General features: G+C 37.2%; 22 protein-coding genes. 6 read left to right on the top strand and 16 right to left on the bottom strand.

What is annotated here, in order from left to right:
* The first annotated feature begins 7 nt into the window (after positions 1 to 7).
* Positions 8 to 787: an ABC transporter substrate-binding protein gene (locus tag DSM03_RS00315; protein ID WP_128761387.1), complete on the top strand. Its 780-nt coding sequence runs from the start codon at positions 8 to 10 to the stop codon at positions 785 to 787.
* Here DSM03_RS00315 and DSM03_RS00310 read toward each other — a convergent pair.
* The 3 genes from DSM03_RS00310 to purU form a co-directional block, all read right to left on the bottom strand.
* Positions 784 to 1761: a carbohydrate kinase family protein gene (locus DSM03_RS00310; RefSeq protein ID WP_128761386.1), complete on the bottom strand. Its 978-nt coding sequence runs from the start codon at positions 1759 to 1761 to the stop codon at positions 784 to 786. The two genes, DSM03_RS00315 and DSM03_RS00310, sit on opposite strands and share 4 nt — an antisense overlap.
* A 9-nt stretch (positions 1762 to 1770) precedes the next feature.
* On the bottom strand, positions 1771 to 2472 hold the full coding sequence (locus tag DSM03_RS00305) for a DUF4197 domain-containing protein (RefSeq protein WP_128761385.1): 702 nt from the start codon (positions 2470 to 2472) through the stop codon (positions 1771 to 1773).
* Between the two features lie 76 nt (positions 2473 to 2548).
* The gene (gene purU, locus DSM03_RS00300) at positions 2549 to 3403 is read right to left on the bottom strand and encodes a formyltetrahydrofolate deformylase (protein ID WP_128761384.1); all 855 of its coding nucleotides are present in this window, start codon (positions 3401 to 3403) and stop codon (positions 2549 to 2551) included.
* 164 nt (positions 3404 to 3567) lie between these two features.
* Between purU and DSM03_RS00295 the strand changes: the two genes are divergently transcribed.
* Positions 3568 to 6981, top strand: a complete 3414-nt coding sequence (locus tag DSM03_RS00295; RefSeq protein ID WP_128761383.1) for a methylmalonyl-CoA mutase family protein — start codon at positions 3568 to 3570, stop codon at positions 6979 to 6981.
* A gap of 84 nt (positions 6982 to 7065) precedes the next feature.
* Here DSM03_RS00295 and DSM03_RS00290 read toward each other — a convergent pair whose 3' ends face one another.
* Entirely contained in the window at positions 7066 to 7593 is a 528-nt protein-coding gene (locus DSM03_RS00290; RefSeq protein WP_128761382.1) for a hypothetical protein, read from the bottom strand.
* Positions 7594 to 7682: 89 nt separating this feature from the next.
* Entirely contained in the window at positions 7683 to 8066 is a 384-nt protein-coding gene (locus tag DSM03_RS00285; protein ID WP_128761381.1) for a hypothetical protein, read from the bottom strand.
* A gap of 114 nt (positions 8067 to 8180) precedes the next feature.
* Here DSM03_RS00285 and DSM03_RS00280 point away from each other — a divergent pair, with 114 nt between their 5' ends.
* A complete protein-coding gene (locus DSM03_RS00280) occupies positions 8181 to 8639 on the top strand; it encodes an Lrp/AsnC family transcriptional regulator (protein WP_128761380.1) in 459 nt (152 codons plus the stop codon).
* Position 8640: 1 nt separating this feature from the next.
* Here the strand turns inward: DSM03_RS00280 and DSM03_RS00275 are convergent, their stop codons facing one another.
* The 4 genes from DSM03_RS00275 to DSM03_RS00260 all read right to left on the bottom strand — a co-directional run bounded on the left by DSM03_RS00275 (position 8641) and on the right by DSM03_RS00260 (position 11747).
* Positions 8641 to 9855, bottom strand: a complete 1215-nt coding sequence (locus DSM03_RS00275) for an NRAMP family divalent metal transporter (RefSeq protein WP_128761379.1) — start codon at positions 9853 to 9855, stop codon at positions 8641 to 8643.
* Between the two features lie 25 nt (positions 9856 to 9880).
* Positions 9881 to 10438, bottom strand: coding sequence for an RNA polymerase sigma factor (locus tag DSM03_RS00270; protein ID WP_128761378.1), 558 nt, complete (start codon positions 10436 to 10438; stop codon positions 9881 to 9883).
* Entirely contained in the window at positions 10429 to 11430 is a 1002-nt protein-coding gene (locus DSM03_RS00265; RefSeq protein WP_236638836.1) for a glycosyltransferase, read from the bottom strand. The genes DSM03_RS00270 and DSM03_RS00265 overlap by 10 nt, the downstream gene beginning before the upstream one ends.
* Before the next feature lie 113 nt (positions 11431 to 11543).
* Positions 11544 to 11747, bottom strand: a complete 204-nt coding sequence (locus tag DSM03_RS00260; protein WP_073100535.1) for a membrane or secreted protein — start codon at positions 11745 to 11747, stop codon at positions 11544 to 11546.
* Positions 11748 to 11921: 174 nt separating this feature from the next.
* On the opposite strand from DSM03_RS00260, the gene DSM03_RS00255 reads away from it, so the two are divergent.
* The gene (locus tag DSM03_RS00255) at positions 11922 to 12560 is read left to right on the top strand and encodes a fasciclin domain-containing protein (RefSeq protein WP_128761377.1); all 639 of its coding nucleotides are present in this window, start codon (positions 11922 to 11924) and stop codon (positions 12558 to 12560) included.
* Between the two features lie 171 nt (positions 12561 to 12731).
* Here the strand turns inward: DSM03_RS00255 and murB are convergent, their stop codons facing one another.
* Together murB and DSM03_RS00245 are read right to left on the bottom strand one after the other, a co-directional pair.
* Entirely contained in the window at positions 12732 to 13760 is a 1029-nt protein-coding gene (gene murB / locus DSM03_RS00250; RefSeq protein WP_128761376.1) for a UDP-N-acetylmuramate dehydrogenase, read from the bottom strand.
* A complete protein-coding gene (locus tag DSM03_RS00245; protein WP_128761375.1) occupies positions 13760 to 14950 on the bottom strand; it encodes a pyridoxal phosphate-dependent aminotransferase in 1191 nt (396 codons plus the stop codon). Before DSM03_RS00245 ends, murB begins: the two co-directional genes overlap by 1 nt.
* A 114-nt stretch (positions 14951 to 15064) precedes the next feature.
* Here DSM03_RS00245 and DSM03_RS00240 point away from each other — a divergent pair, with 114 nt between their 5' ends.
* Positions 15065 to 16423: an aspartyl protease family protein gene (locus DSM03_RS00240; RefSeq protein WP_128761374.1), complete on the top strand. Its 1359-nt coding sequence runs from the start codon at positions 15065 to 15067 to the stop codon at positions 16421 to 16423.
* 90 nt (positions 16424 to 16513) lie between these two features.
* Here DSM03_RS00240 and DSM03_RS00235 read toward each other — a convergent pair whose 3' ends face one another.
* The gene (locus DSM03_RS00235; RefSeq protein WP_128761373.1) at positions 16514 to 16900 is read right to left on the bottom strand and encodes a DUF1573 domain-containing protein; all 387 of its coding nucleotides are present in this window, start codon (positions 16898 to 16900) and stop codon (positions 16514 to 16516) included.
* Positions 16901 to 17097: 197 nt separating this feature from the next.
* Between DSM03_RS00235 and DSM03_RS00230 the strand changes: the two genes are divergently transcribed.
* Positions 17098 to 19731 (top strand): valine--tRNA ligase, encoded by a 2634-nt coding sequence (locus DSM03_RS00230; protein WP_128761372.1) that lies wholly within the window; start codon positions 17098 to 17100, stop codon positions 19729 to 19731.
* A gap of 64 nt (positions 19732 to 19795) precedes the next feature.
* Here the strand turns inward: DSM03_RS00230 and DSM03_RS00225 are convergent, their stop codons facing one another.
* From DSM03_RS00225 to DSM03_RS00210, 4 genes are read right to left on the bottom strand one after another with little or no spacing between them, the layout of a single operon-like run.
* Complete coding sequence (locus tag DSM03_RS00225) at positions 19796 to 20068, bottom strand: acyl-CoA-binding protein (protein WP_128761371.1); 273 nt, start codon at positions 20066 to 20068, stop codon at positions 19796 to 19798.
* A 9-nt stretch (positions 20069 to 20077) separates the two neighbouring features.
* A complete protein-coding gene (locus DSM03_RS00220) occupies positions 20078 to 20731 on the bottom strand; it encodes a phosphatidylserine decarboxylase family protein (RefSeq protein WP_128761370.1) in 654 nt (217 codons plus the stop codon).
* Complete coding sequence (locus DSM03_RS00215) at positions 20721 to 21524, bottom strand: phosphatidate cytidylyltransferase (protein WP_128761369.1); 804 nt, start codon at positions 21522 to 21524, stop codon at positions 20721 to 20723. The genes DSM03_RS00220 and DSM03_RS00215 overlap by 11 nt, the downstream gene beginning before the upstream one ends.
* Position 21525: 1 nt before the next feature.
* Positions 21526 to 22140: an LUD domain-containing protein gene (locus DSM03_RS00210; RefSeq protein ID WP_128761368.1), complete on the bottom strand. Its 615-nt coding sequence runs from the start codon at positions 22138 to 22140 to the stop codon at positions 21526 to 21528.
* Positions 22141 to 22198: the final 58 nt, after the last annotated feature.

Raw genomic sequence — 22198 nt, 5'->3', positions numbered from 1 at the left:
TTGATCTATGAGAGATCAACTGGGTCGTGTTATTTCCATTCAAAAGAGGCCTTCACGCATAGTTTGTTTGGTGCCTAGTCTTACAGAACTTCTGGTAGATTTAGGGCTAAGTGACAATATTGTTGGGGTTACTAAGTTTTGCGTGCATCCTAAAAATATTCGGAAAAAAAAGAAGATTGTAGGCGGAACAAAATCGATTCATTTAGAGAAAATTAAACAGTTAAAGCCAGACTTTATTCTTTGCAATAAAGAAGAGAATACTCCTGAAATAGTAGCATTTTGCCAGGAAATAGCCCCGGTTTATGTTTCTGACATCAATACTTTTGAAGATTTTTATACATTTCTTATCGACCTAGGGGAAGTTTTTCAGATTGAAAAATCAACTCAGAATCTCATTGAGAAAGTGTCAAAAAAGCGCAGTGCTTTTAAGAAAAAAGTTTTGACAAGACCTGTAAAAAAGGTAGCTTATTTGATTTGGAATAATCCGGTAATGGTTGCCGGAGGAGCTAATTTTATCAATGTGCTTTTAAAGGAATTACAGTTTAAAAATATCTTTGAGAATAAAAAAAGCAGATACCCTGAAATCAATAGAATGGATTTAAAAGATGCTGAATTAATACTATTATCATCAGAACCTTTTCCGTTTACAGAAAAACATATTTCAGAATTTCAGCAGTTTACAGATGCAAAAATCTTTTGCGTGGACGGTGAGTATTTTAGTTGGTATGGGAGTAGACTTCTTAAAGCATTTGATTACTTTGAAGAGTTGTTAGCTGAAATGGATTAATTATAATTCATCTTTCTAATGGCCTCTGTTTCTTCAGCATTTTTAAATACGTCCCAGGTTTTTCCTTGTGTGCGTCTTGCTCCTAGAATATTAGCAAATTGTCCGGCTTTTATTGGATCTTGGTATTTAGCAAAACCATAAGCGAGACCACCGGCAAAACTGTCTCCACATCCTGTTGTATCAACTACTTTATCCACTTTTACTGAGCTGATCCAGTCTTTTTTAATCGTGTTATTTTCTACATGATATAAAACACATCCACGGGAATCCATTGTAACATAGAAGTAAGACACACCTTTTTTGAGAACGTGAGCAGCCAGTTCATCAAGATGTTCTGTAGCATTTTCGTCATAAATTGAAGGGATCTCGTGCTCGTATTCATTCGCAAAAGCCATGCACTGCGATTCTTCAAGATTCATTTTAAGGACATCAATATAGGGTAGCCATTCATCACGATCAATCCAAAATTTTCGGTGTCTGTGACCTTTAACATCCATAGCTGTAGTCGCACCATGCGCATCAAATATGATAAGGCCATTGCTGTGTTTTTTAATATGTTTTAAAGTGCTCAGACTGATTTCAAAATCGGTTATGGGCACAAATACAAAGGCATCTGCGTCCAGATGTTTTTTAATGTGTTTGGGACGTATTGGATTCATACATGCCAGTTGCTTCTCTTCCCGATTGTTTTGATCTTTAAAATCCAAAAGAATCACGGTACCGCTATCTTCTTTGGTGTTAATACCGCTTAAGTCTACATTTTTAAAATCTTCAAATTCTTTGGTGATTCCTGCAGTATCTTTTTTATGCATATTAGTAACCGGTACTACAGTTCCTTCAGTATCCAAAAGTTTAGATAATGCAATGACCGGATGCGTTACACAGCCGTAACGCATAATTATATCGTTTTCGTAAGTGGAGATAGTATCTCTGGGAATAGGTCCTGCGACTACTATTTTAAGCTTTTTTGACATAATGTAGTTTTAATCTTGAAGCGCAAAAACCTTTTTAAGAAGAGTGGTTGTGCGGGAAGCAATATTTGTTCTGATATCTTTTTCTTCTACGGCAATCATAGTATAAACACCTTTCAGAGCCTCTTTGGTGACATAATCAGTAAGGTCAGGATTTACATCATTGGTAAGAGGCAGCGCATTGTATTTTGTAATCAAATTACTCCAGATCTTATCTGCTCCTACCTTACTGAATGACTGCTTAATAACCGGGTTAAATTTAGCATATAAAGCGGTATTGGTTTTATTCTCTAAGTAAGAAGTAGCAGCTGAATCGTTTCCTAATAAAATATTTTTGGCATCCGTAAAAGTTATCCCTTTTACAGCGTCTACAAATATAGGTGTAGCTTCGCCTACAGCGTCTTCAGCAGCGCGATTTAAAACCTTCAGTCCTTCGTCAGCCAGACTGCTTAGACCAACGCTGCGTAACGTTTGATCAACTTTCTGTAATTCTTCAGGGAGTACAATTTTTACTAAAGAGTTTCCATAAAAACCATTTTCCTGAGTAAGTTTAGTTACTTGTTTATCAATACCAAAATCTAATGCTTGTCGCAGACCGCTTGCAATGGTTGTGTTGTCTACGCCTACCTGATTGGGTAAACTGTCAACTACAGATTGTAATTCGGCGCAACTGGTTAAAATTATAAGAGATAGGAATGCAATTACTTTTTTCATGGTTTTAATTTGTAAGTGTACCTTAAGGCATTACTGAGTTAAGTTAAGCTATTCTAAAGTATTTAAGAAATGAGACTTAAGAGAAAATCACGGTTTTATTACCAAAAACAAGCACTTTGTGCTCTATGTGTGCTTTTATAGCTCTGGCAAGTACTACTTTCTCCAGATCACGACCTTTTAAAATAAAGTCTTGTACCGAATGAACATGTGAAACGCGTACGATTTCTTGTTCAATAATAGGTCCTTCATCTAGATCTGCCGTAACATAGTGGCTGGTTGCTCCTATGATTTTCACACCGCGTTCAAAAGCTGCGTGATAGGGTTTTGCTCCAATAAATGCCGGAAGAAAAGAGTGGTGAATATTTATAATCTGATGCTTGAATTTCGATACAAAATCATCAGAAATGATTTGCATATAGCGAGCTAGAACGATCAGATCAATGTTATGTTCTTTGATTGTTTTTATCTGTTCAGCTTCAGCTTCAGCCTTCGTACCTTTAGTTACCGGAATGTTTTTAAACGGAATGTCAAATCGTTTTGCAACGATTTCTAGGTCAGGGTGATTGCTGATGATCAATGGGATTTCAACCTGTAATTCTCCAGAAGCGTTTCGGCCTAATAAATCATACAAGCAGTGGTCGTATTTGGAAACGAATAAAGCCAACCTGGGCTTGTGTAACGCATCAAATAATTGATAGGTGAGTTGATAATCTGTTTCAAAACGCTCCGCAAAAGTTTTTTCAAAACTTGAAATACTAAATTCCGGCTGATCAAATTCAGTCTCAATACGCATAAAAAAAGTACTTTCTTGTCTGTCTACGTGCTGATCTAGATAGACGATATTGCCTTGTTTTTCTAATATAAATTGTGTGATGGTGGTCACGATTCCCTTACGATCAGGGCAATTAATTAAAAGCGTAATTTTCTGCATAATTTAAAAGGCTGATTTGAAATTTGTACACATAAGAACAGTACTGTTTCATGAAGCTAATCTAGAAAATTATGTTTCAAATTATAATATTAATAACACAAAATAATCAAGTGTTTGTTGATTATTATTTAATTTAGAGCTCTTTAAAAAGTAAAAATTTACGAATGAATCAAATTGAACCCTATATTCCTAATCACAAAGTCCGTATTGTAACTGCAGCTTCACTTTTTGATGGCCACGATGCAGCTATAAATATTATGCGACGTATTATTCAGTCTACAGGTGTTGAGGTTATACATCTGGGGCACGACCGTAGTGTAGAGGAGGTTGTGAATACCGCAATTCAAGAGGATGTACAGGCAATTGCGATGACTTCGTATCAAGGTGGTCATACCGAATATTTTAAATATATGTATGATTTGCTTCAGGAAAAGGGAGCGGGACATATTAAGATTTTTGGTGGTGGAGGTGGAGTGATCCTGCCGGAAGAGATCGAAGAACTGATGAATTACGGGATTACCCGAATTTATGCGCCAGATGATGGACGAGAAATGGGTTTACAGGGAATGATAAACGATCTGGTAAAGCAAGCTGATTATAAAACACCAGCTCCTCAACTAAAGACTGAAATTACCAAGCAGTTAAAAGCTAAAGAGGTAAATACAATTGCACGTCTGATTTCTGCTGCCGAAAATGATCACGATACTTTTTTAAAGCTTTTTAATGCTGAAAATGAATCAAACCACACGCCTGTTCTCGGAATTACGGGTACCGGAGGTGCCGGAAAGTCTTCATTGGTAGATGAACTTGTGCGTCGTTTTTTAAATGATTTTCCTGAAAAAACTTTAGGTATTGTTTCTGTAGATCCTTCTAAGAGAAAAACGGGTGGTGCACTTTTAGGTGACCGTATCCGTATGAATGCCATCAATTCTTCTCGTGTATATATGCGCTCTTTGGCAACGAGACAGAGTAATCTGGCGCTTTCTAAACATGTGCAAGAAGCGGTTGAGGTGCTTAAAGCCGCGGAATACGATCTAATTATTTTAGAAACGAGCGGTATTGGTCAAAGCGATACGGAGATTTTAGATCATAGTGATGTTTCTCTTTATGTAATGACGCCAGAGTTTGGAGCGGCTACCCAGCTTGAGAAAATCGATATGCTTGATTTTGCTGATCTGGTTTCGATCAATAAGTTTGATAAACGTGGCTCTCAGGATGCGTTGAGGGATGTGAAAAAGCAATATATGCGCAATCATCAGCTGTGGGATACGCCGCAGGGTGCGTTGCCTATTTTTGGTACTATTGCTTCGCAGTTTAATGATCCCGGGATGAACCAACTGTATAAAGCGATAATGGATGAGTTGGTTGAAAAAACAGAAACCGATTTGAAGAGTTCGTTCGAGATCAGTGATGAAATGTCTGAAAAGATATTTGTAATTCCACCGGCGCGTACACGGTATCTTTCTGAAATTGCTGAGACCAATCGAAGTTATGATCAGACATCTTATCAACAAGCTGAAGTAGCACAAAAGCTTTACGGCATTTTTAAAACTATTGATACGGTAACCGGTGAAATGCCACAACTTGGTAAAACGGGATTAGTTATCAGTCAGGATTTGCAAGATGGAGATTTAGCAAAATTACTTTTGGCAGAATTTGATAAACTTAAAATGGATCTTGACCCTTATAATTGGGAGGTGATTACAGGTTGGTCTGAAAAAGTCAATAAGTATACGCAGCCAGTTTACACCTTTAAGGTGCGGGATAAAGAAATTAAGATTGATACCCATTCAGAATCGCTTTCACATTCACAAATACCGAAAGTGGCTTTACCAAAATATCAAGCCTGGGGTGACATATTAAAGTGGGTTTTGCAAGAAAATGTTCCGGGAGAATTCCCGTATGCTGCGGGATTGTACCCCTTTAAGCGTACTGGTGAAGACCCTACACGCATGTTTGCAGGAGAAGGTGGGCCAGAACGAACTAACAGACGTTTTCATTATGTGAGTATGGGCTTACCTGCAAAACGTCTTTCTACTGCGTTTGATAGCGTAACTCTTTACGGGAATGATCCTGATCACCGCCCTGATATTTACGGTAAAATAGGTAATGCGGGAGTTTCAATTTGTTGTTTAGATGATGCGAAAAAATTATATTCTGGTTTTGATCTTGCGAACCCAATTACCTCGGTAAGTATGACCATAAATGGGCCTGCACCTATGCTGTTGGGCTTTTTTATGAACGCAGCGATTGATCAGGCTTGTGAGAAATATATTCAAGAGCATAAACTAGAAGAGGAGGTTGAAAAAACCATTCAGGCTATTTATAAGAAAAACGGTCTGGATCGCCCTGTATATCATGGAGAGTTACCTGAAGGAAATAATGGTCTTGGTTTGATGTTGTTAGGTGTTACCGGAGATCAGGTTTTGCCAGAGAACGTTTACGAAAAAATTAAAGCTGAAACGATACAGCAGGTAAGGGGTACAGTACAAGCTGATATTTTAAAGGAAGATCAGGCACAAAACACATGTATATTTTCTACGGAATTTGCCTTGAGATTGATGGGCGATGTGCAAGAATATTTTATTGAGAAACAAATCCGAAATTTCTATTCGGTTTCTATTTCAGGATATCATATTGCTGAAGCAGGAGCTAATCCTATCACACAATTGGCTTTTACGCTGGCAAATGGATTTACCTATGTGGAGTACTATCTCAGTCGCGGGATGGATATCAATAAGTTTGGTCCTAACCTCTCGTTTTTCTTCAGCAATGGAGTAGATCCTGAGTATGCAGTTATTGGTCGTGTGGCCCGTAAAATTTGGGCAAAAGCTTTAAAGCATAAATACGGAGCGAATCCGCGAGCGCAAATGTTGAAGTATCACATACAGACATCCGGGCGTTCGTTACACGCCCAAGAAATAGATTTTAACGACATACGTACCACGCTTCAAGCCTTGTACGCGATTTATGATAATTGTAATTCGTTACATACCAATGCGTATGATGAAGCGATCACTACGCCTACAGAAGAAAGCGTTAGGCGTGCCATGGCGATTCAGTTGATAATCAATAAGGAATTAGGGTTGACCAAAAATGAGAACCCCATTCAAGGTGCATTTATTATTGAAGAATTAACTGATCTGGTAGAAGAAGCCGTCTTGCAGGAGTTTGATCGCATTACCGAACGTGGTGGTGTTTTAGGAGCTATGGAAACCATGTATCAGCGCAGTAAGATTCAGGAAGAGAGTTTGTATTACGAGACACTAAAACATAATGGTGATTTCCCAATCATTGGTGTAAATACCTTTTTAAGTAGTAAAGGCTCTCCAACCGTAAAACCCATGGAAGTAATCCGTGCTACAGAAGAAGAAAAGCAAGCTCAGATTCAAACCCTTCAAAATCTGCATAAAGCCTATGAAGATACAGCAGAAGCTGCTCTTAATGCCGTTCAGGAAGCAGCAATAAGCAACGAGAACATGTTTGAAAAACTCATGGAAGCAACTAAGGTATGTTCATTGGGTCAAATCACAAACGCTCTTTTTGAAGTGGGTGGTCAGTATAGAAGAAATATGTAATCAGAACGGTGTGGGGAATTGAGAGTGTATAGCAAGACCTGTAAGATAACACGATGATGATCTAAATAATAGTTTCTTTAAAACTTAGTCTTCAAAGTCCAGATCATCTGGATCAAAAGGAAGGTCATCATCTGAATCTGGATCATCATAGTTAATTCCCGGAGGATTGAATAACCCCCAGCGATCTATAATATAATTCCATGGGTCAAAGGTAGCTACCCATTCGGCAAATAAGATTCTAAAGTGTTCAATCTCGCCACGCAGCAGGTCAAGATATTCCGTTTCTTTAAAACCATACATTTCTAAGCCTGTCATGTGTGTAGCAAGATCACGAGCACATTTGCGAATAATGGTAGCTTTTTCCATCTTAATATCATAAAGATCGCAGTTCCACGCACCGGCAATTTTTGCAGGAATAATTGAAGCATCTTCTCTAATAAAAAGAGCCTGACTTCTTAAAATTTCTTGTTCATTCTCTTCTGAACTCTCAATCTCGTAAGAAGAAGCAATCTCAGCAATTCGGTTTGCTAATTTTAAAATTTCTGAAGCTTTTTTGAAAAGGGCGCTATTGTGATAGTCATTTTTAGCATTTAAATCATCGTCAGGTGTCATGGAGAATAAGCTTTAAATCATTAACCTTTTATAGGGGTGAAAGGTATTAATTTAAAATACTACTAATATTTCTAAATACAATAACAGATTTAAAGCGTCATCATCCATTTATGTTGCAGACGTCTGAATTTGCGCACTTCGCGTCTCAAAATGCGCACAAAATCTTTGCCGTTGCTCTCTGCGCGTTCCAGACGTTCACACGTGCGGTACAGGCTGGTTGTTAATCTATCTAAAGATTCTGCATGTTTCAACCGGTCGTCTTGAAAAACCTGACTTTCTGCTTTTAGAATTTCGGGAGCTAAGGAGTCTGATTGGCGTACAATGTCACCGGTAAAGTACACAAACGGATTCTCATTGCCATTATTTTGTAAATGGGCAAGATCGTAAACCAAATAGTTTGAAACTGAGCGTGAAAGCTTCAGGATCTCAATTGCCTGGTTATAAAGTCGTGTATTTCTGGGTGTATAACTCATGCTTTTTATAGTGACTCAAAATTAGCAGGAATCACCAACATATATATTTAGGTTTTAAAGTAAAAGAATATATTTACTTTAAATTTTAAAGAAAAATAGGTATTTTATTTAAATATGCATATAGATTCTACAAACTGGAAAATTCTGCAAATATTACAGCGTAATGCCCGTATGAGTGTTAGTGCAATAGGGCGCGAAGTAGGGATAACTTCACCGGCAGTTGCAGAACGCATTAGAAAGATGGAAGACGCCGGTGTGCTTATAGGTTATAAGGCCGAAATCTCTCATATTGAATCTGGTCATCAACTTAAAGCTATAATTACTTTGCGCGCATTTATGGGAAGGTTGAAACCATTTTTAGAAAAAGTACACGATTTTAGCGAAGTGCTCAATTGCTACCGCATTACAGGTAATGAAAATATCTTTATGGAAGTGGTTCTCTTTGATCAGTTTCATCTCGAAGAGTTTATTGATAAGCTTATTACTTACGGCGAAACCAAAACGCATATTGTACTTTCCACTGTAATTGAAAATGCTCCCATAAGAACCCGTAGCTTTGACCGTAAAAAGTAAATTAAAACAGCGTACTTAAATACCAAATGCTAAATGCGATGAGCAATACAATACTCAGTAAACTGAATATTTTTAAGCCTTTACCCGGCCTATCGGCTTCAGGGACTTCTTTTGAATTAATCGCATAATAATTTGCAATTGCAAAAAAAGGTGCTGTTAAAAAGGAAAGAACAGTGGCAACTTGAACCAAGATTCCCATTTCATTAGTAAGAAACAGTAAGATACCCCCTGTTCCCAGTATTAAAATAACCATCCATACGGAATAGCCATTTTTTACAGGTTTTTCAAAAATTAAATCGATTGTTTTTGACATCGCTCTGGGTGAAGCATCAAGTGTTGTAAGTGTTGTGCTAAACATGGTTGTTAATGCAGCAATACCAATGAGGTAAAAAGCCCAGTCACCAAGATTTATGGTGTACATATCGATCAGGTTCTTTGCAAATGTCACTCCGTTAGCGCTAAATGTTTGACCAGTATTGTGCATCACAAGAGCTCCCAAAGCAACAAAACAGGTCCCCACAGATATAGTACCAATATATCCAATATTAAAGTCAAAAATTGCTGATTTGCGCGAAAGTTTACCGGTCTTGGCTTTTTCTAATGACCATAAAGAATGCCAGATTGAAATATCTAATGGTGCTGGCATCCAACCCATAAAAGCAATTAAAAAAGCAACGCCCAGCGCATCTGATGGTAATATTTGAGAAAAATCAACTTCCTGATGAGGTTCAAAACCAGCGATGCTTACCGCTATAATTGTACTTATGGTTAGCGTGATGACGATAAACTTCATCAGGTTGTCAAGCAGATTGTATCTGCCTAAAAGAAGGATGATGGTGCAGACTCCGGTAATGAGTAAGCTCCACGTTGTGATATTCCAATCTATGCCAAAAATATAGGTGGCAATACCTGCAGTCACAATAGTTACCGCAGTTTGAATGGTAAACATAGTCAACAGGTTGATGATGAAATAAATCACCAAAACGATTTTGCCTAATTTCTTATAGCCGTCAAGTAAACTTTTACCTGTTGCTCCTGCATACCGCGGCCCAAATTGAAAAAAAGGATATTTAATTATATGAATAAGCACCAATGCCCAGATAAGTCCAAAACCATAATCTGCACCTGCTCGGGTAGATTGTACTAAATGTGACACGCCAATTGCAGCACCGGCAAACAGCAAACCCGGCCCCAGTTGTCTTAAAAAATGCTTCATAGAATACTTAAAATAGAAGACTTTGTTATTGATCTTTTTCGATGAGATCAGAAAGTAAGCGGCGTGCACGCAATAGTTTAACTTTTACATTGCTCATGGGTTCATCAAGTGTTTGCGCCATTTCCTTATAACTCATTTCCTGAAAGTAGCGCAAATTTATCATTTCTTGATAATGTGGCTTTAGCTTTTTAATATGAGCAAGTAATTCAGAAAGATTTTGTTCGGTAATCAAAGCATCTTCTGGAGTAGGATTTTCATCAACAACTTTATTGAGTTTATCTTCTTTGCTTAAAAGTTGTCGCTGACTGTTTTCTTTCCGTAAGAAATCTATGTGTAGGTTTTTTGAAATGGTTACTAGCCATGTGCTGAAACGGTATTTGTTGTCGTAAGTATGCAATTGATTAAAGGCTTTAGAAAACGTCTGAATAGTGATTTCTTCGGCTTTAAAATCATCTTTAGTGCGCTCTAGTTGAAAACGGTAAACCATATTCCAGTGTGCATTTAATAAATAATTATAAGCACTCTGACTCCCGGATTTAGCTTCTAGTATTTTACGGTCTATTATTTCTTGATTCAGTTCCAACGGCGTGGTTTTATCAGGATATTAGTTATAAAGATAAGCATTTGTATACTCACTAAAAACGGTTCTAATATGAGTATATAAGGGATTAACTCTTTTTCCTGAAGTTTTATTGCGGCTTTTGACGTGATGAGCCAGACCATTATTTCTCGGATCACAAATACTGAAAGAATCAGTATCAATTGTTGATTGATAGCAACTAAAGAAACAAATAGGAGAAAAAATAAAAACTGACTGGCATAGAAAGCACCAAGTTGAAGCTGATGTTTAGATCTATAATGATGAGCAACGCCAGTATGCCTTCTCTTTTGAATAAACCAAGCCTTCCAGTTTTTCTTAGGTTCAGAACGAGTAAAAGATTCTAAAGTTGTACAAACTGCAACATTGGTTTTTGAAGCATTTTGATTCACAAAAAGATCGTCATCACCAGGTTTGAGATGCGCGTGACTTTCAAACCCTTTACTCTTTTTGAATAGTGTTTTCGTATAGGCTAAATTTCTTCCCACTCCCATATAGGGGTTTTTGTTTTCTGCATAGCCGAAATATTGCATCGCCGTTAAAAGAGTCTCAAATCGAATCACTTTATTGAGCCAAGAATTTGCAATTTTAGAATAGCCGCTGTATCCTAAGATAATTTGCTTTTCATTAGAAAACTGAGCGGCCATTTCTGAAATCCAATGCTTTGATTGAGGAATACAATCGGCATCAGTGAAAAGCAGATGCTCATATTGAGCATGTAGAATACCCTTAGTAATTCCGAATTTTTTTCCGGTTTTGGTTTTAAGATCAATTATTGTGATCAAAGAATTCTGAGCTGCAAAATCTTGCATAACTTGCAAAGTATCATCTTCAGAGTGATCATTGATCAAGATGATCTCAAATTGCCGATAATCTTGTGCGAGAAGCTTTGGTATTAGTGTGAGAAGATTCTTCTCTTCATTTTTAGCACAAACTAAAACAGAAATTCCTGCATCTTTTTTTGTTCCGCATTGCAAACTAGTTGAAAAACTAAATCTGGAAATGTATGTGTAAAACCCGCAGTTTATAAATGTTATAATTATGAAACAGTAAAACAGTAGCGGGAAGAACGCAATCAATTATGAAGTGATTAAGAGGCTTTCTCTGTAGAGCAATCGCCTATTTCGTCAGGCATTTTACCACACATACCACAAGCTTCTCCAGACTTATTGAGGTATGGGTTCTGACTTGCGCAAGTACCGGCAAATTTGCCGTCTTTTTTTGCCCAAATTTTTATGGCAATTCCTGCAAAAGCAAGACCTAAAAGGACAAGGGTGATAAGAAGTAGTTTCATAACGTTTAATTCTAGTGCAAAGATACAAAATGAGCAGGTTAGCCCAAAGTTTACAAGTAGTCGTAATACGTTAATTTTTATAACACTGTTTAACTAAAGATTAATAAGTAAGAAGTTATACCAGTTGTTAATCTTCATACATTAGCTCATTAATAACCATTAAAACAATTAGTTATGAATAGGTATAAATTGAGTTTTGCAGTTGTTATGGGAGCTTTGATGCTAGTCTCTTGTAATGATGATAAAAAGAAAGAAGAACAGATAAAATTAGAAGCTCAGGAAACTGAAATGGCAGAAGCTAATAAAGCGGAGCAGGAGATGAAAGATGCTCAAATGAAAGAAGAGCAAATGAAAGAGGAAGCAAGATCTAACAGTATTGCTTCTAAAGCCATGGCTACTGATGAGTTAGATACGCTGGTAATAGCATTAAATGCAGCAGGTTTATCTGAAATGCTAATGGCTGAAGGAGAATACACTGTTTTTGCTCCTACAGATCACGCTTTTTCTGAATTAAAGAAAGGTATGCTAGAAGATTTAACCAAGCCTGAAAATAAAGAGATGTTGGTTGGAGTGCTTCAATACCACGTTGTTCCAGGGATTTTGCGTTCTGAAGATTTAGGTAAGGCTATTGATGAAGGTAACGGTAAGGCGACCTTAACAACTGTTAAAGGTGATGAATTGACCATTATGCGTGATGGAGATCAGATCGTTATTAAAGATGGTAAAGGAAGAAAAACTCAGATTGTTTTAGGTAACATTGATGCTTCAAACGGGATCATTCACGAAGTTGATCGTGTTTTGCTAGCTAAATAAATTACTCTTTCTTAAAATAAAAAAATCCGCTTAATATTGAATTGAGCGGATTTTTTATTGACACCTCTAAAGGCTTAAATACGCTGAGCTTTGCCTCAAAATTGAGAAAAAATGTTTGTAACAACTACCTCTTGCTGTCCCCCCGAGGTGGTTTACTTTTAAAATAACTGATCAGATTGTCCTGTCTTCTATAATATTTACTTCAGGCTGAATGGTTATATTAAAAAGCTGCTGTACTTCTTGCTGAATACGAATAGCCAAATCCCAGATTTCTGCTCCGGTGGCGTTGTTATAATTCACCAGAACAAGTGCTTGTTTGCTGTGTACACCGGCATCACCAAAACGTTTCCCTTTAAAACCGGCTTGCTCGATGAGCCATCCTGCAGGAACTTTTATAAAATCATCATCTACTGTATAAAATGGAATTTCAGGATGTGTTTGCTGAAGCTTTAAAAATTCAGTTTTAGAAATAACCGGATTCTTAAAAAAACTCCCACTATTGCCTAGAACAGCTGGGTCTGGTAATTTTGAAGACCGGATTGTGATCACAGCTTCTGCAATATCTTTAATGCCGGGATTTGCAATTTTTTGCTCTTTTAAAATATCCTGAATAGCACCGTACTCCGTATGCAGCTTATGGTTTGTTTTACTCAGTTTAAACGTAACTGATGTAATTATATAAGCATCTTTAGCCTCATTTTTAAAGATAGAATCCCGATAACCAAATTTACATGCACTTAGCGAAAATGTTTTTTCAGCTAATGTTTCACGGTGAATCGCAGTGCAACTAAAAAAAGTATCTTTAAGCTCTACGCCATAAGCACCTATGTTTTGCACGGGTGAAGTGCCTACGTTCCCGGGGATTAAGGCTAGATTTTCTACTCCGCCATATTCCAAGTTTACACAATGCATTACAAACTCATGCCAGTTTTCACCGGCGGCAACTTTGAGCCAGATGTAATCTGCATTTTCATCAAAAACCTCAATTCCTTTTAAGGCAATATGAATAACGAGACCAGAGAGATCTGTTTTAAGCAGCATATTGCTTCCTCCACCTAAGATAAATGGAGTTGAATCAATAATACTGCTTAAGGCTTCTTTCAGTTCGTCTTCTGTAGTTACAGATACAAAAGATTCAGCCTTTGCTGAAATGCCAAAAGTATTGTAATCTTTAAGGGAAACGTTGTGCTGTAAATTCATTAATCTTTATAAAGACTAAGAGCTCCTTTTAGTAAGGCTACAGCCTCAATGAGATCTTCTTTTTTTAGAACATATGCGATACGCACTTGGTTAAGGCCTTCTCCCGGAGTAGAATAAAAACCAGCAGCAGGAGCAACCATAATTGTTTTCTTGTTATGCTCAAAAGATTCTAAAAGCCATTGTGCAAAATCATCAGAATTCTTAACTGGTAATTCTGCAATGCAATAAAAGGCGCCTTTTGGTTTTGCAACGCGTACGCCTGGGATAGCTTCAAGACCGGCGACAAGCGTGTCTCTACGATCTACATATTCAGAAATAACTTCATCAAAATAAGATTGTGGCGTGTCAAGAGCAGCTTCACTAGCGATCTGAGCCAGAGTTGGCGGGCTCAAACGTGCCTGAGCAAATTTCATAGCTGTAGCCATTAACTCTTTATTGCGACTCACGATACAACCTATACGGGCGCCACACATAGAAAAGCGTTTAGAAACTGAATCAATCATAATCGTATGCTCATCAATCTCTCGTTGATTCAACACTGAATTGTGTTGCAAACCATCATAAGCAAACTCTCTGTAAACTTCATCTGCAATTAAAAACAGGTCGTGCTTTTTAACCAATTCAGAAAGTTGATCTAACTCTTCTTTGCTGTATAAGTAACCGGTAGGATTCCCCGGGTTACAAATGATAATTGCTTTAGTTTTTGAAGTAATTTGTTTTTCAAACTCAGAAATTGGAGGTAATGCAAAACCACTTTCAAAAGAAGAAATTACCGGCTTTACAGTAACTCCTGAAGCAGTAGCAAAACCATTATAATTGGCATAAAATGGTTCAGGGATAATAATCTCATCACCCGGATCTGTGACACTGCCCATAGCAAACATCAATGCCTCAGAACCACCAGTAGAAATAATAATATCTGAAGGCTCAATAGCGATTCCCTGTTTTCCATAATAAGCAGCTAACTTTTCGCGATAGCTTAAAAAACCTGCAGAGTGGCTGTATGAAAGTACTTCTATATCAGCTTTTTTAACAGCATCTAATGCTGTTTGAGGTGTTTTAATATCCGGCTGACCAATGTTTAATTGATGTATAGTAATGCCTCTTGCTTCTGCAGCTTCTGCATAGGGTACTAGCTTGCGAATAGGAGACTGGGGCATCATTAGCCCTTTTTGTGATAATTGCGGCATGAGTCGATTTATTTAGGTTGCAAAGTTGCGAATTATTAGTGAGAAAATAATTTTAAGAATGAATTAGTGTAATTAGTTTAAAAATGCTAAATTCATAGTACATGAGGCTTGGTTATGCGTATTTTTTATTTTTTATCGGTATTGGTTGGTTTATTGTCATCTTTTGATGTTTCCGGACAAGGCCGTTTTCTTTTGCCTGAGGGTAAAAAAAGTATTAAAATAAAAGCTAAAGTCGTCAATAACCTTATGATTATTCCTGTTCAGGTCAACGGGCTTGAGCTATCTTTTCTTTTAGACACCGGTGTACGGTCTACTATTCTCTTTGGTGTAGATGCTGATTATCAACTTGAGTTGAATAATAAATCTACCGTTTGGCTTCGTGGTGCTGGGGATGGAAAACCTTCAAAAGCTATAAAGTCAACTCATAATATTATCAATATAGGTAGTGCTGCAGCGATAAATCAGACGGTTTATTATATACCGGATAGCAGTCAAAATTTTTCTCCACGATTGGGATTTCCGGTTCATGGGATTATAGGTTATAGTTTATTAAAAGATTTGGGTGTCGAAATGCGCTACGACAAAGCATTAGTCAAACTTTATCTGCCGGAAGTTTTTAAGGAAAAAAAGTGTCGTTCTTGTGTGACAATTCCTTTTGAATTAAAAGAGGGAAAGCCTTATGTTGACTTAAATTTGGTTGACAATAACCAAGAACTTAGGGCTAAACTATTATTAGATTCTGGTAGTGGTGATGCGTTGTGGCTTTTTGAAGAAACCCACGATGGGATAGAGGTTTCTAAAAACTCATTCAAAGATCATTTAGGATTGGGACTTAACGGAGAAGTTTTGGGTAGCAGATCTCGCATAAAAGAATTAAAGTTAGGTGATATTGCATTAAACCACGTGAATGTCGCGTATCCTGACTCAAGTTCGTTAGCGTATCTTAATGGAGTGTCCTACAGAAACGGAAGCTTAGGTTCTGAGGTTTTACGCAGATTTACGGTCTATCTAGATTATGAGTCTAAGACGCTAAAACTTAAGAAGAATACGTATTTTGACAACCCGTTTCGGTATAACCGAAGTGGGCTTGTTGTTGAGCACACGGGTTTTGAGCTGGTAGCAGGTTTAGATTACCGAATTCAAAAAACATCTACAACAAACGATTATTCTCTTAGCTCTGGTAAAACGGTGTTTTTGGCTACTAATACGATCGAATTTCCGCAGTTACAATTAAAACCTAATTATGAGATAGCGGCTATAAGAGAAAATTCTCCAGGTGCTGAGGCGGGGTTGAACGTTGGCGATCGAATTATTAAGTTGAATGGAAGAGATGTAACAAAACTTGATTTAAATGATATTACAAAATACTTCTACAGGGATGAAGGAGAAATTTTACGTCTTAAAGTAGACCGAAAAGGATATGTTTTTACTTGCAAACTGAAATTGAGGAAATTGCTTGAGGGGCCTCATTAAAAGACACTAGAACTAGTTCTTAAAATAATTGATGCACAAAAAAAAAGCGACCAAATTGGTCGCTTTAAATTTTAAGTCTAATAAGTTTCCTTAGTTAGATGCAGGTAATAAAGTACCTTTAATCTTTAACGTATATGGTTCAGCCGAAGCATTAGTATAAACCGTTATGGTTTTACGTATTGGACCCGGTGAACGATTGGTGTCATATTTTACTTTAATCACGTCGCTTTCACCTGGAGCAATTGGATCTTTAGGTGGGCTTGGTACCGTACAACCGCACGTTGAATACGCTTTAGAGATTACCAAAGGTGCGTCACCTGTGTTTGTGAATTTAAATTCACGGGTACCATCTCCTCCATGAGCAACTTCGCCATAATCAATAACGTCTGTCTCGAAAGTAATCGCAGCTTTCTTTTCTTGAGCTTGTAAACCTAAAGTCATTAGACCTACAGCAAGTATTAAAACGATTTTTTTCATAATTCTAAGTGTTAATGAAGCATAAAAGTAAGCCTATTCTGATGTTTGTGCAAAAATGTAGCTCATTTTTATGGTTGAGCCTTGTTTTTTAATCTTAATTGCTTCCTTAAAAGTTGTTTTTTTAATGCTTCGGTTCTTTTTAAAATCCTTAGTATATAAGTACTTTTGCACTCTTATAGACAAAAATTAGACCAAGAATGGCATTAGCTTCAAAATACAGCTCAAAAGATGTTGAGCAAAAGTGGTACGACTACTGGATGGAACATAATTATTTTCATTCAGAACCTAATGATAAAGAGCCGTATACCATTGTAATACCACCACCTAACGTGACGGGTATTTTACATATGGGGCATATGCTGAATAATACCATTCAAGATGTTTTAATACGTCGTGCGCGTTTAAAAGGCCTTAATGCTTGCTGGGTTCCTGGTACAGATCACGCGTCTATTGCCACTGAAGCTAAAGTTGTTGCAAAATTGAAGGCTGAAGGAATCAATAAAAGTGACCTTACTCGTGAAGAATTCTTAAAGCATGCCTGGGAATGGACCGATAAATACGGTGGGACTATTATTGATCAACTTAAGAAATTAGGAGCTTCTTGCGACTGGGAACGTTTGCGTTTTACGATGGATGACACCATGTCAGCCAGTGTTATTCAAAGCTTTATTGACTTATATAATAAAGGACTTATTTACCGCGGCCATCGTATGGTAAATTGGGATCCTGAAGCTCAAACAACACTTTCTGATGAGGAGGTTATTCACGAGGAGCGTCAGGGATATTTATACTATTTAAATTATAAATTAGAAGATAGTGGTGAGGTACTAACCATCGCAACGACGAGACCTGAAACTATTTTTGGAGATACTGCTATTTGCATCAATCCTAATGATGAGCGCTTTGCTCATTTACGAGGGAAAAAAGCAATTGTACCTATTGTTAACCGTAGTGTGCCTATTATTGAAGATGAATATGTTGACTTAGAGTTTGGTACTGGTTGTTTAAAAGTTACTCCGGCTCACGACGAGAACGATAAAATGTTGGGAGATAAGCACGGTCTTGATGTAATTGATATCTTCAATGATGATGCTTCTTTGAACGAATACGGGTTACATTATTCGGGTAAAGACCGTTTTGTGGTTCGTGAAGAAATTGTAAAAGAACTTAAAGATTCTGGTGCTTTAGTAAAAACTGAAACACATACCAATAAAGTAGGAACTTCAGAACGTACAAAAGCTGTAATAGAGCCAAAGCTTTCTGATCAGTGGTTCTTGAAGATGAAAGATCTTGCAGAGCCGGCTATTAAAGCGGTTCTCGAGACGGAAGAAGTAAATTTATTTCCGAAGAAATTTGACAATACCTATCGTCACTGGATGGAAAACATCAGAGACTGGAATATTTCACGTCAATTATGGTGGGGGCAGCAGATACCGGCTTATTATTACGGTAATGGTAAAGAAGATTTTGTTGTTGCTAAAAACAGAGAAGAGGCTTTAGCTTCCGCGAAGGCGAAAACCGGAAAAAATAGCTTAACCGATGCTGATTTACGTCAGGATGAAGATGCGCTGGATACATGGTTTTCTTCTTGGTTGTGGCCTATGAGTGTCTTTGACGGAGTTGTAAACCCTGATAACGAAGATTTTAAATACTACTATCCGACTAATGACCTCGTTACGGGACCAGATATTTTATTTTTCTGGGTTGCGCGTATGATTATGGCAGGGTATGAGTATACCGGTGAAAAGCCATTTACAAATGTGTATTTGACCGGATTGGTTCGTGATGCAGACCGCCGTAAAATGTCTAAGTCTCTAGGGAATTCGCCAGATGCGATGAAACTTATTGATGATTATGGTGCAGATGGTGTGCGTGTTGGTTTACTATTAAGTGCAGCTGCCGGAAATGACTTGTTGTTTGATGAAGATCTCTGTAAGCAGGGTAAAGGCTTTGTGAATAAAATCTGGAATGCTTTTAGACTTATTAAAGGGTGGGAAGTAGACGCTACTATAGAACAGCCTCAAGCCAGCATTAAAGGTTTAGAGTGGTATACAGAACGTTTCAAACAGGCTGGAGTAGAGATTGAAGATCATTTCAGTAAGTATCGTATTAGCGACGCGCTGATGACCACATATAAGTTGGTTTGGGATGATTTCTGTAGTTGGTTACTTGAGGTTGTAAAACCTGAATACGGTAAACCCATTGATAAGAAAACTTTTGATGCGGTTATTGAAGCTTTAGAAAATAACCTGCGTATCCTACATCCATTTACTCCTTTTGCTTCGGAAGAAATTTGGCAAAATATAACAGATCGTACTCCAGAAGAGGCGTTGATTATTAATCAATGGCCTAAAATTGAAACTGGAAATGCCGAAATTTTAGCAGATTTTGAATTGGCAACTCAAGTAATTACTGGAGTTAGAGCGATTAGAAAAGAGAAGAATATTTCCTTTAAAGATGAGCTTGAGCTGTTTGTAATGAATACGGAAGGCTTTTCAGAACGTTACGATGACATTATTATAAAGTTGTGTAATCTATCTAAGATTGAAGCAACAGAGGCCAGTAAAGATGGAGCGCTTTCCTTTAGGGTAAAGGCTAACGAATACTTTATTCCGTTGACTGGAGCGATAGATGTAGATGCTGAAATCGCAAAAATCACTGAAGAATTAGAATATACAAAAGGCTTCATGAATTCAGTTTCTAAAAAGCTTTCTAATGAGCGTTTTGTAAACAATGCTCCAGAGCAAGTGGTTGCTATAGAAAAGCAGAAGCAAGCGGATGCTCAGGCGAAAATAGATGCGCTTGAAAAGCGACTTGCGGCTTTAAAGTAACAGAATATAAGTATATATAATATAGGAAACCCTGAGTTTGTGCTCAGGGTTTTTTGTTTTTAACCTAATGAGGAATATATTGGTCTACAAGTCTGATGTATTCCTTTTTTGCTTCTGTAGCAGAAAGACCTTTTATCTGAATAAGAGCGTTGTATTTAAAAGCACTACGCAGATCATTTTCTTTAATATTCTCTACCGGTATCAATTTGCTTTTTTGATTACCTTGTTTGTAATGAGCATAAAGCAACAACTGAATGTCTGGAGGTAAAACCGTTTTGGTTTCACTTGCTTTTCTGGCAGCATCCTGAAACGCTCTTTCTAATTCTTCTTTATTCAAAACTAGCGGTTACTTTAAGGTGGCGATGATGCTTTCTGCACCTTTAACTTTCTGGTTGAGTTTAACTGCAATGGGAGTGCCTACAGGTAAATATAAGTCAACACGGGAACCAAATTTTATAAATCCACTGTCCTTTCCCTGAACAGCATTGTCACCTTTTTTAGCATAATTTACAATGCGTTTAGCCATTGCTCCTGCAATTTGGCGGTATAATATATCTCCAAAGCTTGTAGTTCTAACAACAACAGTGGTGCGCTCATTTTCTTCAGAAGCTTTAGGGTGCCAGGCAACAAGATATTTGCCCGGGTGGTATTTGCTGTAAACTACTTCGCCTGCAGCCGGGTATCTTGTTACGTGAACATTTATGGGAGACATAAAGATTGAAACCTGTAAACGATTTTCTTTAAAATATTCACGTTCGTACACTTCCTCAATAACTACAACTTTACCATCAACAGGGGCAATAATCTCATCAATAGTACCATTTGCAGTTCGGGTAGGATTTCTGAAAAATTGAAGTATGAGTATGAGTAGCACGGCTAAAGCCCCATAACATACATATTGCAGCCAAACTGGAGATACCCAGGTTTGTGTCGCTATAAATCCAACAGCAACAATAAGTAGTGTTATGATAATTATGGTATAACCTTCTTTATGAAACATATTCAAATACTATTAAAACCAAATAAATAAATGGACTAGCAAACAAAATACTATCTAAACGATCATATAATCCGCCGTGCCCTGGCATCAGGGTTCCACTGTCTTTAACGCCGGCCTCACGTTTTAGTTTAGATTCTATTAAATCACCAAAAGTCCCTAGTGTGCTCATTACTACCGCAAGCGATAGCCAGATGTTGAAGTTAAGGCTGTCTGTAAATTTATGAATAAAATAACTGGCAATACAAGCAAAAACGAGCCCTCCAAAAAAGCCTTCAATTGTTTTTTTAGGAGAAATACTCGGAAATAATTTATGGCGTCCAAAACTTTTACCTACAATAAAAGCAAAAGTATCGTTTGTCCATATTAGGATAAATAAACCAGCAACGGTGTATGGAGAAAAATCATCTCCGTGTGAAGGGAGTAAGGTTAAAAATACAAAGCTGGCAATGATATAAAATATGGTAATGTGTAACTTTTGAAGTTTCCGGTATTTTCTAAGTTTTTCGCTGAAAAGATTTTTCATTAAATATATTCCGGTAGCTACAGTTAGCCCTAGAAGAACTAGTGTTGCAACTTTTGAAACTTTATAATAACTGAAAAACAGAATAAAAGAGATCAGTATCAAATAAGTGTACCAAAACTGAAAACCAATGAGTCTTAAGAATTCACGCAAGGTGATAATACCGAAGAGTAAGAACAACAGGATGTACCATTTCTCTGAATAGAAAATGGAAAACAATAAGATGACAACATATAAAAAGCCGGAAAGTGCTCTTACGGTAATTTCGCGCATACTACAAATCTTCTAGTAGTAATAAATAAAGATTTTTTGCACTACTGCCATAGCTCATAAAATCTTTTGCCCCTTCTTTAGGTTCAAAATTTTTAATCGTGGTGATGTTTGTAGGTATTTGTCCTGTGTTTTTCTTTTTAATGCCTCTTAAACCTTCGCCAATACTGTTTACAATTTGACTTGTTGTTGCAAATATTACTAAGTTCTGAGGAAGCTCTTTTAATTTTTTCTCTTTGATTTGATTTGAAGAGATTAAGAGACTGCCATCATCTGCAATTAGATTTTCACAAGTTGATAAAAAGAACTTTGCCTCTTTTTCTCTGCCAAATTTTAAATTATAGCCTTTAAAGAGATCTTCTAATTTGTTATCAAGACAATAGACGTCTTGCTCGTACCAATCGTTTTCAAGAAGGATGTTGTCAAAACTTTCATGAACTTCATCCATATCTACACAGTACAAAAATTTACCGCCATTGAGGATGAAATGTTTAGTAAAGCGTTCATCTGCCGGAGCGGTGACATCAGGCATATATTTACCTCGTTCTTTAGTAGAACCTTCGGGTTTGTCTGCGCTTGGCGAAATTTTCTGCTTAAAAAGCTTTTTTAAGATACTCATAAATGAGTGGATATTCGTCTAAATTTAGGATTCTATCAAATATAAAAAATCTTAACTC

Source organism: Leeuwenhoekiella aestuarii, from assembly GCF_004104055.1.
GTDB lineage: Bacteria > Bacteroidota > Bacteroidia > Flavobacteriales > Flavobacteriaceae > Leeuwenhoekiella > Leeuwenhoekiella aestuarii.
This window is presented reverse-complemented; position numbering and strand designations above follow the sequence as displayed.